This is a genomic window from Alteromonas sp. S167 (assembly GCF_036864375.1).
In the GTDB taxonomy this organism is placed as follows: Bacteria; Pseudomonadota; Gammaproteobacteria; order Enterobacterales; family Alteromonadaceae; genus Alteromonas.
Window position 1 is genome coordinate 560,538 of sequence record NZ_JAZETR010000001.1, and the last position, 17,480, is coordinate 578,017.

16 protein-coding genes are annotated in these 17,480 nt (G+C 43.9%); 12 read left to right on the forward strand and 4 right to left on the reverse strand.

The features are described 5' to 3' along the window. The first annotated feature begins 15 nt into the window (after window positions 1–15). Window positions 16–1,782 (forward strand): tetratricopeptide repeat-containing diguanylate cyclase, encoded by a 1,767-nt coding sequence (locus V7R35_RS02360; protein ID WP_334013064.1) that lies wholly within the window; start codon window positions 16–18, stop codon window positions 1,780–1,782. Between the two features lie 24 nt (window positions 1,783–1,806). On the opposite strand, the gene pheA is transcribed toward V7R35_RS02360, so the two are convergent. The 3 genes from pheA to yciH form a co-directional block, all read right to left on the reverse strand. Next, window positions 1,807–2,988 (reverse strand): prephenate dehydratase, encoded by a 1,182-nt coding sequence (gene pheA, locus V7R35_RS02365; protein ID WP_334013065.1) that lies wholly within the window; start codon window positions 2,986–2,988, stop codon window positions 1,807–1,809. Between the two features lie 456 nt (window positions 2,989–3,444). Further along, the gene (locus tag V7R35_RS02370) at window positions 3,445–4,245 is read right to left on the reverse strand and encodes a response regulator (RefSeq protein ID WP_334013066.1); all 801 of its coding nucleotides are present in this window, start codon (window positions 4,243–4,245) and stop codon (window positions 3,445–3,447) included. A gap of 49 nt (window positions 4,246–4,294) precedes the next feature. Next, window positions 4,295–4,627 (reverse strand): stress response translation initiation inhibitor YciH, encoded by a 333-nt coding sequence (gene yciH, locus V7R35_RS02375; RefSeq protein WP_334013067.1) that lies wholly within the window; start codon window positions 4,625–4,627, stop codon window positions 4,295–4,297. A 187-nt stretch (window positions 4,628–4,814) separates the two neighbouring features. On the opposite strand from yciH, the gene V7R35_RS02380 reads away from it, so the two are divergent. The 8 genes from V7R35_RS02380 (at window position 4,815) to V7R35_RS02415 (ending at window position 13,566) form a co-directional block, all read left to right on the forward strand. Next, window positions 4,815–5,120 (forward strand): STAS domain-containing protein, encoded by a 306-nt coding sequence (locus V7R35_RS02380; protein ID WP_334013068.1) that lies wholly within the window; start codon window positions 4,815–4,817, stop codon window positions 5,118–5,120. A 19-nt stretch (window positions 5,121–5,139) separates the two neighbouring features. Further along, the gene (locus V7R35_RS02385; RefSeq protein ID WP_334013069.1) at window positions 5,140–6,813 is read left to right on the forward strand and encodes a fused response regulator/phosphatase; all 1,674 of its coding nucleotides are present in this window, start codon (window positions 5,140–5,142) and stop codon (window positions 6,811–6,813) included. An 84-nt stretch (window positions 6,814–6,897) separates the two neighbouring features. Further along, the gene (locus tag V7R35_RS02390; protein ID WP_334013070.1) at window positions 6,898–7,335 is read left to right on the forward strand and encodes a tellurite resistance TerB family protein; all 438 of its coding nucleotides are present in this window, start codon (window positions 6,898–6,900) and stop codon (window positions 7,333–7,335) included. A gap of 166 nt (window positions 7,336–7,501) precedes the next feature. Beyond that, window positions 7,502–9,574 carry a putative bifunctional diguanylate cyclase/phosphodiesterase gene (locus V7R35_RS02395; RefSeq protein WP_334013071.1) on the forward strand — a complete coding sequence of 691 codons (2,073 nt, stop codon included), beginning with the start codon at window positions 7,502–7,504 and terminating at the stop codon, window positions 9,572–9,574. A 299-nt stretch (window positions 9,575–9,873) separates the two neighbouring features. After that, the gene (locus V7R35_RS02400) at window positions 9,874–10,155 is read left to right on the forward strand and encodes a calcium-binding protein (protein WP_334013073.1); all 282 of its coding nucleotides are present in this window, start codon (window positions 9,874–9,876) and stop codon (window positions 10,153–10,155) included. Window positions 10,156–10,232: 77 nt separating this feature from the next. Then, window positions 10,233–11,630, forward strand: coding sequence for a sensor histidine kinase (locus tag V7R35_RS02405; RefSeq protein WP_334013264.1), 1,398 nt, complete (start codon window positions 10,233–10,235; stop codon window positions 11,628–11,630). Between the two features lie 62 nt (window positions 11,631–11,692). After that, on the forward strand, window positions 11,693–12,220 hold the full coding sequence (locus V7R35_RS02410) for a hypothetical protein (protein WP_334013076.1): 528 nt from the start codon (window positions 11,693–11,695) through the stop codon (window positions 12,218–12,220). Next, a complete protein-coding gene (locus V7R35_RS02415) occupies window positions 12,217–13,566 on the forward strand; it encodes a sigma 54-interacting transcriptional regulator (RefSeq protein WP_334013077.1) in 1,350 nt (449 codons plus the stop codon). The genes V7R35_RS02410 and V7R35_RS02415 overlap by 4 nt, the downstream gene beginning before the upstream one ends. 102 nt (window positions 13,567–13,668) lie before the next feature. Here the strand turns inward: V7R35_RS02415 and V7R35_RS02420 are convergent, their stop codons facing one another. Next, window positions 13,669–14,550 carry a DUF72 domain-containing protein gene (locus V7R35_RS02420; protein WP_334013078.1) on the reverse strand — a complete coding sequence of 294 codons (882 nt, stop codon included), beginning with the start codon at window positions 14,548–14,550 and terminating at the stop codon, window positions 13,669–13,671. A 201-nt stretch (window positions 14,551–14,751) separates the two neighbouring features. Here V7R35_RS02420 and aspS point away from each other — a divergent pair, with 201 nt between their 5' ends. From aspS to ruvC, 3 genes are read left to right on the forward strand one after another with little or no spacing between them, the layout of a single operon-like run. Next, a complete protein-coding gene (gene aspS, locus V7R35_RS02425) occupies window positions 14,752–16,512 on the forward strand; it encodes an aspartate--tRNA ligase (protein WP_334013080.1) in 1,761 nt (586 codons plus the stop codon). Window positions 16,513–16,515: 3 nt separating this feature from the next. Continuing rightward, window positions 16,516–16,956: a dihydroneopterin triphosphate diphosphatase gene (gene nudB / locus V7R35_RS02430; RefSeq protein ID WP_334013081.1), complete on the forward strand. Its 441-nt coding sequence runs from the start codon at window positions 16,516–16,518 to the stop codon at window positions 16,954–16,956. Beyond that, a complete protein-coding gene (gene ruvC / locus V7R35_RS02435) occupies window positions 16,956–17,474 on the forward strand; it encodes a crossover junction endodeoxyribonuclease RuvC (RefSeq protein ID WP_334013082.1) in 519 nt (172 codons plus the stop codon). Before nudB ends, ruvC begins: the two co-directional genes overlap by 1 nt. The last annotated feature ends 6 nt before the right edge of the window (window positions 17,475–17,480 follow it).

The window sequence follows — 17,480 nt, forward strand, 5'->3', positions numbered from 1 at the left end:
TGCAGTAACGTACTAATGTTGAAACAGTTTTTAATAGGGGCATTAATTAGCCCCTTTTTCGTACTAGCAGTAATGGCTGATGAGTTTGACGACAAGCTTAAAGTGGCTGACGAACTAAGAAGCCAAAACGTCAATGCGTTTCGAGACGCGTTAGATGCGCTGTCGCCTGACGCCAGCAAATTTTCTCCCGAGCAAACTCAATATTTCAATTACTTAAACGCTTATAGCCTGTCTTACGCGGGTAAATTGCTAGATGCTATTCCTCTTTATGAAGGCGTATTTGCTAGTTCGTTAGACTATTCGCTCAAGCTTAGGGCGAAGAACTCTATTCTTAATAACTACGCTTTAGTGAGAGACTTTCCCAAAGCGCTTCAGCAAATTCCGGATATGGTGCCTTTGCTATCCCGTGCTAACGAGACGGATAAAAACCTCGCCATTCTCACCATCGCGCTTTTTTACAATCAGTTGGAAGATTTTGAACAAAGCTTGGTTTACACAAACCGTGTAGTAAATAGCAACCTTTCTTCACGTAACCGCTGCATGGCTCACAATTTAAGAAGTGAGTCATTACATTACACCGGAAAGTTAGATCTTGAAACGCTACAAACTGCCATTGATATTTGTACCGACAGTAAAGAGCCAATACCGCTAAATTTATCTAAGTTGTGGAAAGCACAGCTAATGCTTGGTGACCTGCAGCAAGCAGCGCAAGCATTAGACGACCTAATTGCCATTCAGGCAGATGTTGAAGGTATTAATTACCCGCGGTTAACCGCTGAATATTATACAACGTTGGCGCAAGTATATTTGGCAAACCGCTATTTTAACAATGCTCGCGGCAGTGCGCTGAAAGGTGCGGAACTGGCAAAAGGCATGGGGAATTCTAGACCAATGAAGTCGGCCTACTATGTGCTTTTTGAAGCTGCGAAAGCCGAAGGTAACAGTAACGAAGCATTAAATGCTTATATTCAATATGCGGAAGCAGATAAAGCCTATTTAGATGAGCACAACATCAAGCAAATGGCTATACAACAAGCCAAATTTGATAGCTTAGAAAAAAATATAGAAATTCAGTTACTCGATAAAGAGAACAGCTTGCTTAAAGCGCAAGCCGATTTATCAAGCGAAGAAAAGCAGAACCATTTGCTATTAATTACGCTGTTAGCCTCAACTACTATTCTTGTTTTGATGTGGGGTATCATTAACCGCAAGCTGCATATTGCGCTTAGAGAAAAAGCACAAACCGATTCGCTAACTAAAATCTCAAACCGTCATTATTTTACCGAGCTTGCGCTTAAAGCGTTGAAGCAGGCAAAAGACACAAACGAACCGTTAACCTTTGTAATTTTCGACCTCGACCACTTTAAGTCAGTGAACGACACTTATGGCCACCCGGTGGGCGATTGGGTACTTAAAGCAGTTATTGACAGTGTTAAACCAAATATTCGCAGAGAGGACATTCTTGGTCGTCTTGGTGGTGAAGAATTTGGACTGTTGTTACCAGGTTGCCCAGAAAGAAGGGCGTTCGAAATTGCCAATGCAATGCGCCAAAGAATAAGCGAGATTAACACAGCCGAGACTGGCCACGTTTTTGATATCAGCGCGAGCTTCGGTATCGCATCTACACTTACGTCTAATGCGCAGTTTGAGTCGTTGTACGCGAATGCCGATGAAGCGCTTTACGAAAGTAAACGCAATGGCCGTAACAAAGTGAGTGTTTATCGGCCTGCTCCAGAAATAGCGGCAGTTGAAAGTAATGCTGCCGCTGTTTTGTCAGTATAAATAGCGGAGTGTGCAGTGCCTTACCTATGTTGTTAGGGCACTTGCCGCGGCAACTTTAGTAGGGCTAATTTCTTCGCTGGGATAGCACCCAAGCACTTTCACATAGCGGGTAATATTACGTAGTGCATCTAGTGCATTCTGCATAGGGCCATCTTCCACATTACCCTCAACATCTATGTAAAACATCTCTTCCCATTGGTTACCTGGAATAGGGCGAGATTCAAGCTTGGTCATGTTGATATTGTTATCTTTCAATACTAACAACGCCTCAACTAAAGCCCCAGGTTTTTGAATAGTAGACATGACCAACGTAGTTTTCGCTGGTACTTGTAGAGGAACGACTACCGGTTTTCTAGCAACCACAATAAAGCGGCTGTGGTTCTCTTTTTGGTTCGCCAAGTTACTTTTTATGGCCATTAGCCCGTAAAGGTTACCGCCCGCTTCACTACCAATAGCAGCTACGTCGTCGCGCTGTAGCTCACTTACCGTCAACATGGCGCTAGATGTGCTATCCATCGTTTTCACCTCTACATTGCCAAGCTCGGCTAAGAAGTGACTGCACTGGGTGAACACTTGCGGGTGTGCGTACAGGGTTTTGATTTTATCAATACTGGTGTCGGTGCCCACCAGCAAAGTATGGCGAATAGGGTGGGTTAGCTCGCCTATAATACTTAATTGTGTATGCTGAAGTTGGTCGTAAACTTCATTAATGCTGCCAGACGTGGTGTTTTCGATTGGTAAAACAGCATAGTCGGCTTCAGCGTTTTCTACTTTATGAATAATTTCAGCAAAACTTTGGCAACCGATTTCCAAAAGCTCCCCCGGGCGGCGAGAGAAATACTTTTGAGTTGCCAAATAAGAGTACGAACCCTTATCACCAAGAAATGCTACTCGGTTCAATGGAAGTGAGCTGCCAGGGTTAGCGCGCTCGGCTAACATTGCCTGCTGATTAAGAACCGAATCTTCAATGATGACATGAAAAATTTGCGTAACGTAATGAGGATCAAGTCCTATGCGTTGGCCTTCTTTTATCAAGCGCACTAACAGTTGTTCTTCACGCTTTTGATCTCTAACGGGAATATGGTGCTTAATTTTCGTCTCTGCAACTTCGTTAGTAAGCTGTCTGCGCTCCGAAAGTAAAGTAAGTAGTTCAGTGTCGAGCGTTGTTATCCTCGCTCTTACCGTATCTAAGGCGTTGTCTGACATAATGTTCCCGTGTTCAAGCTTGATGTAAGTAATATTAAGTGTTGGCCATATTTGTGCATGTTTAAGTTAAAAAAAAACCTCCCTGAAGGGAGGTTTTTTCATGCATGCTACTGCGCCTCCCTAATTAAAGGACGTAAACGCAAAAAAGAAAATGGCTGCATGTGATGTAATTTTTTTCATGGTTTGACTGTATGCGGAAGTTTGTAGTGTGTCAATCAATTTTTACATTGTTGGGCGGCTTTTTTAATGTCTGGGGGTTGCTAAGTTTTTAGAAATTAATTAGGCGCATTTTGTGTGTAATAAAATGAGGCTCGAGTGCGAACAAATCATGCTCGCGTGTCATTAAACAAAGCAAAAAAAAGCGTGCATTCACTCTGTGAAGCACGCGTTTGTATAATTGATATCGTTGCTCATGTAGTCGCGGGTCAACAATACGCTCTTTCAACCTGAGAAACGTTAGTTTCCAAGTAGCGCAGACAGCATTTGTCGCACTTCATTTGGCTCGAAAGGCTTGTCGCATAGTGCGTTAACACCCGTTTGCTGAATGTTTGACATATGCGCGCTATCTGCCGATTCAGACGTTACCATTATAATGGGTATATGCGTTGTTTCTGGATTAAAGCGAATAAACTCAGAAAGCTCACGGCCATCCATTTCAGGCATATTGTAATCCGTTACTACCAAATCAAACGACTCTTCTTTAATAAACGTAAGCGCCATTGCGCCATTTTCTGCCTCTTTGATACGTTTAAGCCCCATACCTTCTAGAACGCGTCGAATATGGTTTCTGGCAAGCTTGCTGTCGTCAACAAGCAAAACGCGAACGTCGTGAACATCGAAAAGCTCAAGCTCTAGTTCGTCGTGGTTGATAAGATCAAGACTTGCGTTTAACGCTCGAGACAGGTGCAACGGCTCAAACGGCTTGGGAAGAATAGCCGCAACGCCTGCTTGCTTAAATTCATCGAGCTTGCTCATGCGGTTTTCACTTGAAACCAACATAAACGGTATGGTTTTGAAATTCTCGTCTTCTTTGATGAATTTCAACAGCTCTAGTGCAGTACCATCTTCATAATACATGGCACTTACTATAAGGTCGGCGCCATGTGCTTTTACTGCAGAGCGAGCTTCAGCTAGGGTACTGACAGGGTCAATTTCCTTAACGTTCTCTTGAAGCAGTAGCGTGGTGATAATCTTCCTCTGTGTATCAGAAGGCTCCACCAGAATAATATGTAAATCAGAAATTGACAGCTTTTCCATTTCAGACTCTTTTTGTTATACGTTTATGAAAAAGAGGTAGTTGACTTAATCAACCGCCGGCAAGTTTTACCTTGTAACCTTTCGCTTGTAGTAGGGTGCTTAGTTTCTCTCTGTCGTCAGTTTGAACTTCAATTACGCCGTCTTTCACAGCGCCACCACAACCACATTTTTTCTTTAGTTCAGATCCCAGCGTCTTCAACGCTGCAGCATCTAAGTCTAGTCCTTTAACTAACGAGACGCCTTTTCCTTTTCGTCCCTTCGTCTCTCTGTGTATTCGCACAACGCCATCACTAGACGTTGAACGGACTTCTTTCTTTGGTTCGGGCTTAACTTTGCCGCTTTCGGTACTGTAAACCAAAAGAGCGTCTTGCCAGTCTTGCATAGAATGTACCCCAAAACTAAGTACCCAAAAGCTCAGTACTCTATCACAAAGCAATTTTTACTCTTGTCATATTCAAAAGTTTAAGACGGCTTTTGTGACATTGCTATTATCTTCAACTAGTATAAAGAATAGCAAAATTAACCGCATCTGATGAAGCATTTAACGCGAGATTTTCCAAGGAGCGCATATGGATATAACGTCTAGCTATCGCAGCCAAGGCGAAATATTGGTTATTGACGTAGGTAATAAGTTCGATTTCAGTAAAGTAGAAGAATTTCGCAATGCCTACGCCGAGCTAAAAGAGGAAACAACACACATAACGGTCGAACTATCAAGAACCGAGTATATGGACAGTTCTGCACTGGGAATGCTACTAAACATGCAAAAAGCGCTGAACGAGCGAAAGCTCTCATACAGTATTGAAAACGCAAGACCTCAGGTGGCAAAAATATTGAAAATTTCGCGGTTCGATAAAAAGTTTGAAATCAAGTAAATCACACTAGAGAAAGCTCTTGAAAATACTGATTGTTGATGACGAATTTATCAATCGTTCGCTGCTGTCTAATATGTTGTTCAACGCAGGCTATAAAGACTGCGTAGAAGCGAAAGACGGCGAAGAGGCGATGGAACTTTTCAAGCAGCATAAACCCGATTTAGTGCTGCTTGATGTGGTGATGCCAGGGTTATCTGGCTACGATGTCGCCCCACAAATTCGCGCATTAACCCAAGGTCCTTATCTTCCTATTCTTTTTATTACGGCTTTGGAAGATAAAGACAGCTTAGTACAGTGTTTAGAAGTGGGGGGAAATGATTTCGTAACCAAACCCTTCGATAAACATATTCTTACCGCAAAAATCCGCGCGCATTTAAAGATACGTGCATTAAGTTTACATGTTGAACAGCAAAATCAAACGCTTCGACTGTTCAATCAGCGAGTGGCGCGGGAGCACGCCATCGTCGAACATATATTCAGTCACGCCATTGTTAACAGTAGTGACGTACTGTCTCATTTTGACTATTGTTTGAACCCTGCTGAAACATTCAATGGCGATTTATTCCTTTGTGAAGCAAGCCCAAGTGGTGGCATATATTTTATTGTGGGCGACTTTACTGGCCATGGCTTGGCATCGGCTATTGGTGCGCTGCCAGTTACCCGGGCGTTTCAAGAACTTACTCAGCAAGGCGTATCAGTAAGTGAAATCGTTGCTGAACTAAACACTATTCTTTTGCAATTCCTGCCTAATGATATGTTTATGGCTGCGGTAGTGGGCGAGATAAACGCAAGAGGAAATAGAGTAAATATTTGGCAAGGCGGAATGCCATCTATCTTTATTCCGTCAAGCAACAACACGTCTTTTCGCCAGCTCCCATCACGGCATATGGCATTAGGTATACTTGAAGACCACGAACTTAATACCGACTACGATTCAATTCAATTAGACGCTGGTGAACAGCTTATTATTTACAGTGACGGTTTAATAGAAAGGACTAACGCAAATAATGACATGCTGCTTGAGGAAGGTTTCGCAGATTTGGTTAAGTCGGAGCTACAAGAAACAGGGGTGTTATCAACATCGTCTTTAAAACAGCGTGTTGAAACCTTCGCAGCCAGCGATGAGTTTGAAGATGACGTGACCTTAGTCATTTTTACGGCAAAGCCCATTACGTTGACGGAGCCCTCGAAAAGTGCAGTTGGTCTACCATCGGTTCATGAAGTGGCACTAGATGCCGAGCACCTAAAACAACCTGATATACTGCAACGTGTTCTCCAGCTGGCAGGACAATGTGAGGGAGTTAAAGGCGTTCGCTCAATCATGTATACGGTACTTTCTGAATTATTTAATAATGCACTTGAGCATGGCATTTTAGCACTCGACTCTAAATTGAAATCGGAAGAGAACGGGTTTCATGCTTATTATGAAGCACGAGAAAAAAGTTTAAATGCACTTGAGACCGGGCGTATTATTGTGCGTGTTGAATCGGTACCGCAAGAAAGTAAAGTGCTACTGAGTGTTGAAGACAGCGGAGAGGGTTTTAATTGGAAAAATGCATCTCAGGCTAACTCGGAAGCCTCTTACGGAAGAGGGATCCCGCTTTTGCATGCTTTATGTGAAAAAGTATGGTTTGACAAAGGGGGAAGCAAAATCACCTGTTTGCTCAATACTGACTATGCCGGTTTTGCTTAACGCTTGTGAGTGTTGAATAAACGTATTTTGCTTGTCAAAAGTGCAACATAAAACAAGACTCTTTCATTTTAACGGTAGTTTATAGTGCTTAAATCATTTCTTAATCTTTTTGAAACGAAGACAGCGTCTTCTCCTTCTTACACCCTAGAGTTAGCAACCGCAGCTTTACTCAGTGAAATAGTAAGCGCTGACAATGAAGTGACTGACGAAGAACGAGATGAATACAAGAAACAGCTCCAAAAGCACGTAAAGCTTGATGAAGAAGCTATGTCGTTGTTGTTAAGGAAGGGCCAGGATACAGCAGAAGACGCTGTTGACCTTGTTCAGTTTACACAAGTTGTTAATCAGCACTGTAGTGCACAAGAGCGCAACGATATTATTAAAAGCTTATGGGCAATTGCCTATGCTGACAAAAGCTTGGCACCTCTGGAAGAAAGCACTATTCGTCAAATCGCTGAATTGCTTTATGTGCCACACAGTCAGTTCATTAAAGCAAAACTTGCAGTGGTTGAGGGAAGCTAAGCGTTTTATTCATTTAATAACCAAAACACTATGACTAAATTTTATTTTAGTTTTTGCTAACAGTATCTTACTATTGGGCACCTCATTGGCAGTAAACAAAGCTAGTGTATCTAATAAATTAGTTATTTGGGCTTTGTATTGAGTAGCAATAGTTAAAGGTGTACGTGTGTTTAAAACGTTAAAAGTACCAATTGGTGTGGTTATCGCGCTGTCTATGTCGGTGCTTGCTATTTCGGTAGCAGTAGTTACAAAAGTTGAACACAATAACGCCATTGAAGACATTCTTTTAAAGAACACTTCAGCATTAAGCGACGAACTTGCCCGTCAACTTGCGGTGGTGATGGAGCAAAGCCCAGGCAATAAAACACTCCATAACAAGGTGTTTCAGTCTTTAAGAGGCAACCCCAATGTATTGTCGGCTACTTTTTACGATAATAACTATCGCGTCCTGTCTTCTGTTGAACAATCCAACATAAAACCTGAAGTACTTTCTGATATACCAAACAAGCCTCAAAGCATTCCATTTGGCGTAACACGTTACGGCAGTGCCATGGTCGCGCACCAGTTAATAGGTAGCAGCTTATATCCGCTTGGCCACGTGGTTATTTACGTTGATGTAGATGGTGCATTAACGCAAGGTTCAAAGAAAACCCTTTTTAATCAAGTGCCTGTAATTATGGTGGTTTGGATATTGTGCGTCGCTATCTGCATGCTTTGTATTCACCTTTTAATTACACCACTAACAACGCTAAAAAAATTCACACAAAGTGTTTTCGAATCAAAAGATTATTCATTAAGAAGTTCAATCGTTTCAGGTAACGAAATAGGTCGCTTGTCAAACAACATCAACAGTTTGCTCGATACTATTGAAGTAGAGCTGCTGATAAACTTTGAGCAGAAGCAAACGCTGGTTGATCAACAAGAAACCATGGCGCGGCTTGCTAATTTTGACAGTTTGACTGGCTTACCAAATAGACAGTTTGTATTAGATAATTTGCGCTTGGAGTTGGCAAGAGCAAAGCGTAATGATGAAGACATTATGCTGCTGTTTTTTGACCTAGACGGGTTCAAAGGTATCAACGATTCGTTAGGGCACGAAACCGGCGATTTGATTTTAATTGAAGTGGCAGACCGCGTGCAGCAATTGCTAAGAGATGGTGACTTATTTGCCCGTTTGGGTGGCGACGAGTTCCTAGTGCTGCCTGATAGGGATGTATCGACAGCGGCAGCGGAAAGCCTTGCTACACGTCTTATTACTGCGTTTGATGAGCCTTTTGAGTTACGTGGTTTGTCATTAACCGTTGGCCTGAGTGTGGGCATAGCAAATGCTACTGATGCAAACTATGACTTAAGCGAGTTAATGAGTAATGCTGACCTTGCTATGTATCGTTCAAAGGCAAGAGGGCGAGGTAGTTTCACCTTATTTACACCGGATATGGTGGAATCACACAAACGTAAATTACACCTTGCCAATGGTATTGAAAGCGGCATAAATAACGATGAATTTGTGGTTCATTACCAAGTTAAAGTGAATAACAACGGGTACATAATTGGGGCTGAAGCACTAATTCGCTGGCAACACCCTGAATTTGGATTAGTTATGCCCAACGAGTTTATCCCGATTGCGGAGCAGGGCGGAAAAATTACCGCTATTACACAATGGGTAATACAGCGTGTTTGCTTAGATATTCCAACTATCAAGCACTGGGCATCATCAAGCACTTTTAGAGTGTCGATTAACTTATCTGGTCACGACCTTCGTAATGCTCATCTGTTCGACTTTATTTACAATACTTTCAGCGTAAACGGTATTAACCCCGAAAATATAGAGTTTGAAGTGACCGAAAGTGCTTACCTTGAAAACTTCGCTTTATCTAACAAATTCTTTAGACGTATTGGTAATATGGGGTGTGCTATCGCGCTGGACGACTTTGGCACAGGCTATTCTTCGCTAAGCTATCTAACGCAAATTAATATAGACACCCTAAAAGTTGACCGTCAGTTTGTTACTGAAATACAAACCTCTGAAAGAAGTCGCCTAGTAACGGGGGCTATTATTGACTTGGCGAAACGATTATCGCTTTCGGTGTGTGCAGAAGGCATCGAAAACCTCGAACAATGGGATTACTTGAAACTTCATGGTTGCGATAGTGTACAAGGTTTTATGTTCAGTAAGCCCATTCCTTTAGACCAGCTTTTAACCCTAAAGGCGCAATACAGTGTTGAAGAATTCTCCTAAAAGAAAGTGTTGCAAATAATTGTTACTTTTTTGCAACACACTCTTTGTGCTCTTGTGTGTATACAATCCAATTTTTGAATCAAATCATTGAAATAAAAAGCTAATGTAGTTTTGGTCTGAAACTCGCATAGGCTATTCACAACAATATCTGTTGATGTAATTTGCAAACTTACAGTAGTGGTTAATTGATGACTAGTGATACTATCTAGGCACTTTTCAAAACGAATACCGTTTAAATAAATGCGTGTTTTGAAGGGCCTAGTAAGAAGGATTTTAACGAGCATTTTTGCGGAGGATTCATGATGAAACGACTCGAAAAAGTATTCTTAGCTGCGTTTACAGTGGCAGCAATGCAAGCTGTATTAATGGCAGACGTTCAGGCGTCGCCGGCGCGCTCTCTTATGGAACAGTTAGACTCGGATAAAGACGGTCTTATTTCGCTTAAAGAAGCTGTTCGCCACACTGGTTTGCTGCGTAACTTCGGCTTGATTGACGACAACGAAGACGGAAAGCTTTCTGAAGCTGAGTTAACCAAAAGTCAATTAACACCGGGCAACAAAAAAGAGATAGCCAGTAACTAAGTCGTGTTTTTTAGTTAGTTTGGCGATGGTTTTTTAAGGGGAAGGTTCTGATTAATAAGTTTTCATTGGGTGAACGCCTGATGCAGGTGGGCTCGCTTCGGCAGTTAACCTTAGGTAGTTTTGTTCTAGCCCTTATTCCTCTTATTGCCTTGCTATGGCAAAGCCAAAGCGATTTAGCCAAGGTAGGCCAAATGACAACGCTTGAAACCCGCTTTGTGGTAGATGTAGTGGGTGACATGCAGCGTTTAGACAATGCGGTAACAGACGTTGAGCGTAGTGTCAGACAATTTGCTGTTTTGAGAAACGAGCAAGTGGCTACACTGTCTGATAACGCGCTAGAACAATTTGCCGTGGCTGCCGATAATTTGTGCCAAGCGTTGTCGGCGTCACCGACGTGCGAAAGACTATCTGAACAACTAAACCAACTTGCTGATTATCGAACCATTGAAGATCAGCTGCTGCTAAACGCTTATCTTGCTTCTGTGAGTAACAGTGTAGAACAATTGCGAGACGACGTTGAAGGCGCAATTAGCCAGCGTGTACAGCTGCAGCAAGATGACTTAAATGCCATGCAGGCAAAACAGGCGTGGTCTACCGCAATGCTGGTAAGTGTGTCGCTTTTGCTTATTTTGCTTGGCAGTCAGCTTATTGTTAACCCTGTAAATAACCTCAAAAAAATCATTCGCATTGTTGCGCATAGTGGTGGAGAACTTCCGCCATTATCACGCCAAGCACCGAAAGAGCTTATTGATGTAGAAAAAGATTTGCATTGGCTTTACGACAGGCTTCAGCAGTTAGAACACATACGCACAGCGTTGCTACGTCATGCCGCGCACGAGTTAAAAACCCCGCTAGCCAGTATTAAAGAGGGTTGTAGCCTGCTTTCAGAAAACGTAGTGGGTGAATTAAATAACGGTCAGCGAGAAGTATTATCACTATTAACCGCCAGCACTCACCGATTAAACACATTAGTTGAAAAACTACTCGATTATAATTTGCTGTTACAACAGGCACAGCCCAAATTAGTGTCGAGCTCTCCTAAACAACTTGTCGATGCTTGCCTTGAGGACTACGCACTTGCCATTCAAAACCGAGATGTGAAAGTAAGTATTGCGCCCGAGAGAGCAATATTAGATGAAGAGTTGTTTCGTCGAATACTCGATAATTTGGTATCAAATGCGGTAGCGCACGGTGCCGTTGGCAGACCAATTGATATTAAAATATACCTCAACGCGGATAAACTGGTGTTAGACGTTGCCAATCGCGGGAAACGCATTGCGCCAGAATCTGTTGCAACCCTATTTGAACCATTTATTCGAGGGACAGAGCCCCGAAACGACAATGTAATTGGAACGGGCTTAGGGCTATCTATTGTAGCCGACTGCGCAAGACTAATGCATGGTGAAGTACATGTGGTCGATGTTGATTATGCAGACGTATGTTTCAGGGTAACCATTCCACAGCAGGAACAATAAAAAAGATGAGATTGAGTGGATTAATTGTGATGTTACTCATGCTGACAGGGTGTCAGAGTTTGTTGAGTAAACCAAAAAGCAGTGAGCCCGCGCCAAATGAAGCGGCAAGGGCCATACTAGATGAAGATATATGTCTTTTTGAACACGCCCCAAAAGACTTCGAACACAATTGCGATATGCGGTTTTGGATAAATGAGTGGGTAGTTGCAAGCGCAACGTCATGGAGCGAGCGTAAAGCCACTATTAAGGAAATGGGAAACTCTCAGTACGATATTGTACGTGCTTACGTTCTTACATTGCCAAACGATACGCCTTACCAAGATAGGCTTCGTGCTCAGCTTGCTTTAGATACTCTTTCTGAAAAGTTCACAGCATCAGCCAAAGAAGTAATTAACGTGGTAGCAGCAGAACAAAACAATCAGCTTATGCAATTAGAGTCTGCGCTTGTTGTACTGGAAAAGGAAAATACGCAACGGGGCGAGGCATTACAACAATTACGTGATGACGCGGTGAGCTTACGCAAAAAATTAGAAGAATTGCTGCAAATAGAAGCGGCATTGATGGATAAAAACAGGAGTACTCAACAGTGAGCGAAAAGGAAAGTAGTAACCCTAACTTATTGTTGGTCGATGACGATAAAAGCCTGCTTAGGTTGCTTACCATTCGACTTGAAGGCGAAGGATACAACGTAACGGCAGTAGAAGATGGCAATGCAGCATTGCGAAAGCTGCAAAACGAAAACTACGATGTAGTGCTCAGCGACTTGCGTATGCCAGGTTTAGACGGGTTAAGCCTGTTTGAAGAAATTATGGGCATTCGAAAAGATATCCCTGTTATTTTGATGACGGCTCACGGCACTATTTCTGATGCAGTGGCTGCAACTCAGCGCGGTGTATTCGGCTTTTTACCGAAGCCTGTCGATCACGATGAATTGCGCACGTTGCTGCAAAAAGCACTAAGTCAGTCGCAAGCGGCTAAGCCAGGAGATTGGGCGAAAGACATTATTACCCGTTCCCCTGAAATGCTGAACGTGCTTGATCAGGCTTTTCGTATAGCGCAACGCGAAGTGTCGGTACTCATTAGCGGCGCGAGTGGAACAGGTAAAGAGCTACTCGCGAACGCCATTCACAAAGCAAGTAATCGCGGCGACAAACCTTTTGTGGCAATCAACTGCGGTGCGCTACCAGAAAACCTTTTAGAATCAGAGCTGTTTGGTCACGCCAAAGGTGCATTCACGGGGGCTGTTGCAGCCCACCCTGGTCTATTCAGAGAAGCCGATGGTGGTACACTGTTTTTAGATGAAATTGGCGATATGCCAATGACGCTTCAGGTAAAGCTGTTGCGTGCTTTGCAAGAACGCCAAATTCGCCCTGTAGGCAGCAGTAAACATGTTGATATTGATGTGCGCATTATCTCAGCGACGCACAAAGACCTGCACAAAGAGATGGAAGACGGCACATTCCGTGAAGATTTGTACTACCGCTTAAACGTGGTGAACTTGAAGCTCCCGTCGCTTAAAGCGCGAAGTGAAGATATTCCGTTACTTGCTCGCTCTCTATTGCAGCAAAGTGCACAGCGCCATGGTGTAAATGTAAGCCAGTTCTCTGATGATGCTATGCAGCAGTTAGTCACTTCATCGTGGCCGGGTAACGTTCGCCAACTCGTAAATGTAGTAGAGCAGTGCGTAGCACTAACACAAACTCCGGTGATCCCGCTTCATTTGGTAGAACAAGCACTTTCTGCAACAAGACAGAGCTGGCCAACGCTGACTGAAGCTCGCGATGCATTTGAACAACAGTATCTGCATAAGCTACTTAAAATGACAGATGGAAATGTGACCCGTGCGGCTGAACTGGCTGGGCGAAACAGAACAGATATGCACAAGCTAATGAAAAAGCATGAGCTTGATGCATCTGATTTTCGACAAGGTGCCTGATGATAACTAGCATATTCTGATGCTGTTAAGGCTATCTCATCCATAGAAAAACGCACGCATGATTAAGTGAACGCCTGAACGCCTGAACGCGTGCGTTTGTCGCTAAAATAGGCTGTCTTGCTCTGGTTGCGCTTTTATTGCAAGGTCTGGCAGATTCACAGCTGGATTGGTAGCGTTATACAAATCAATAAACTGCTGAGCCAGCCATGGAGCGTCTTTGTTGTCAGGGCGATGACAAAAGAAATAGACATCTTTTCCCTCTTGTTGCCACTGCTGCACTTTATTCACCCATGGGCGTAAGCAGGCCTCGTTGTCTGCATCTTCATCATTACCTACAAAACGCACTACAGGGGTGTTGCCAGTCGCAATGACATTAACGGGTACTCTGGGCTTTTTTCCTCTTACTTCAGACAGGATGTCAGAGTTGCAGGGGCCTGTGAACAGCGCTCTTGTATCCATAATAATACGGTTGCAGTTATGGCGTATAAGAACCTGATTTAAGGCTTTCTCTTCTTCGCCCTTAGCGAAGAATGCCAAATGACGGACTTCTACGGCAATGTTCAAATCACTCGGCAATGCGGCTATAAATTGTTCCAATAATGGTAGCTTGTCAGGGCCAAAGGATGCGGGTAACTGCAGCATCACCACGCCTAATTTTTCGCGCATAGGCTGTAAAAGCGATAGCTGCTGTGCAACTTCGTCCTCACAATGTTGTAGTTGATGTACATGACTAATATTTTGGTGAAACTTAAATGTGAACCGGAAGTTGTCAGGTACTGACTCACACCAACGTGTTACAGCGTCTTGGTGGGGAAGTGAGTAGAACGTCGTGTTTCCCTCTACGGTATTACACTCTTTAGCATATAGCGATAATGCATTATCAGACTTAGGCGAGTTTGCAAACCATGTGCTTGGCCAGTGGCTGTGCTGCCACATTGGCAGACCAATGTAGATATTTCCTTGTGATATGGCTGATTTGTGCATATTTGTCATTGGGCTTTATCAAGCATTTGTTTATACTATGCGGCCTTTAAATCATTACATTATGCATGTAGTGGGCGGGCCAGCGAATTGGCCAGCAAGTTTACGCGATTTTATGGCTGTGCTTAAGCCCTAAAACACACGATAAACAACGCGCCATTTCACTGCATGAGAAGCAAGAAAATATATCAGGGGTCAAGGACCATGCGCACAGATTACTGTGGGAATATCGATTCATCATACATTGGACAAGAAGTTACCCTTTGCGGGTGGGTAAATAAGCGTCGCGATTTAGGCGGTGTAATCTTCATCGACTTACGTGACCGCGAAGGTATCGTACAAGTGGTGTTCGACCCAGACTTACCTGAGGTTTTATCGGTAGCCAACACACTGCGTAGCGAATTCTGCGTAAAGCTAACGGGTAAAGTACGTGCGCGTCCAGAAGGTCAAGTAAATAAAGACATGCGTACCGGAGAGATTGAAATCTTGGGTACAGGGCTTGAAGTAATTAATAAGTCTGATGTTTTACCGTTAGATTGGAATCAAGAAAACTCAGAAGAGCAGCGCCTTCGCTATCGTTATTTAGACCTTCGTCGTCCACTAATGAGCCAGCGTTTGCAGTTCCGTGCAAAAGTGACTGGTGCAGTGCGTCGCTTCCTAGAAGAAGAAGGTTTCCTTGATATTGAAACGCCAATTCTTACCAAGGCAACCCCAGAAGGCGCGCGTGATTATCTAGTGCCAAGTCGTACGCACAAAGGCGAGTTTTTCGCGTTACCACAATCGCCACAGCTATTTAAGCAGCTGCTAATGATGTCGGGCATGGACCGTTATTATCAAATCGTTAAGTGCTTCCGTGATGAAGACTTACGTGCTGATCGCCAGCCAGAATTCACACAAATCGATATTGAGACTACGTTCTTAGACGCAGACGGCGTGATGTCTATTACCGAGCGCATGATCCGCGACTTGTTCAACAAAATGCTTAATGTTGACCTTGGCGACTTCCCGCGAATGACTTACGCGGAAGCGATGAAGCGTTTTGGTAGTGATAAGCCAGACTTACGTAACCCGCTAGAGTTAACAGACGTAGCAGACTTACTAGCGAATGTAGACTTTAAAGTATTCAGCGGTCCGGCGAACGATCCAAAAGGTCGTGTTGCGGCTATTCGTGTGCCAGGCGGTGCGTCACTGTCGCGTAAGCAAATTGATGAGTACACCAAATTTGTAGGCATTTACGGTGCTAAAGGCCTAGCATGGATTAAAGTGAACGACGCGCAAGCAGGTCTTGAAGGTCTACAGTCTCCAATTCTTAAATTCCTAACGGAAGATATCACTAACGCTATGCTTGAGCGCACTGGTGCACAAAGCGGTGACATTTTACTGTTTGGCGCAGACAGCTACACAGTAGTGACAGAAGCAATGGGTGCGCTTCGTCTTAAATTGGGCGAAGACTTTGAACTGCTTGAAGGCGAGTGGAAGCCTCTTTGGGTAGTTGACTTCCCAATGTTTGAAGAATTTGATGGTCAGCTTCACGCTATTCACCACCCGTTCACGGCGCCACGTGGCCTAACGCCAGAAGAGCTAAAAGCGAACCCTGCTGAAGCCTTATCTGACGCTTACGACATGGTACTGAACGGCGTTGAGTTAGGTGGTGGATCTGTACGTATTCACAACGAAGATATGCAGGCGACTGTGTTCAACATTCTTGGTATTGACGATGAAGAAGCGAAGAATAAATTCGGCTTCTTGCTTGATGCACTGCGCTTTGGTGCACCACCGCATGCAGGTCTTGCATTTGGTCTAGACCGCTTAGTAATGCTAATGACTGGCGCAACGTCTATTCGTGATGTAATGGCATTCCCGAAAACAACAACGGCGGCGTGCCCGTTAACGTCTGCACCTAGCCCTGCAAATCCACAGCAGCTTGAAGAGCTTGCTATTGCAACGGTGAAAAAGCAATCGTAATTTATGGCATATAAGAAGCCTGAATCTGCACTGGTAGTGTTGTATGACCAACACTACCGAGTGCTGTTGTTACAGCGACAAGACGACCCTACTTTTTGGCAGTCTGTTACTGGCGCGCTCGAAGACGGGGAGCGTCCTATCGAGACCGCTTACCGAGAAGTAGGCGAAGAGGTAGGAATAGACGCTAAGGCTCATGGTTTTGTGGTTAACGACCACAATAAGCAAAACCAATATGTTATTCGTAGCCGCTGGCTGCATCGTTATCCTCCCGGCACTGTTCACAATACAGAGCATGTATTTTCTCTACAAATAAACAGCAACTTACCCATTACGCTTACTGAACATTTACAGTACCAGTGGGTGTCTAAAGAAGAAGCGCTTTCGCGTTTATGGTCTCCATCAAATAAAGAAGCGGTATCTTTGTTTGTACCGAGTGTGCCTTAATGGTTATACTGGGTATAGATCCAGGTTCTAGAATTACAGGCTACGGTTTAATTGAACGTAAGCAAGGTAAGCTGGTGTATGTGGCCAGTGGCTGTATTCGTGTAGGGACGACCGATTTACCCTCGCGACTTGCCAATATTTTCACTGGCATTGGCGATATTATTCGCCAATACAAGCCTCAGCAATTTGCCATAGAGCAAGTCTTTATGGCAAAGAACCCCGACTCGGCATTAAAGCTTGGTCAGGCAAGAGGCGCAGCTATTGTAGCGGCAACACAAGCGCAGCTTCCTGTTGCTGAATATAGCGCCAGGCAAATTAAACAGTCGGTGGTAGGAAAAGGGAGTGCAGATAAAACGCAAGTTCAGCATATGGTTAAACACCTTTTGAACTTAAGCGGCACACCACAAGCCGACGCAGCCGATGCATTAGCTGTTGCCTTGTGTCATGCACACACCGAACAGAGCCTGATAAATATGGCAGGGCAAGCGCGCAAAACGGTACGAGGCCGCCTGCGATAAAACTGC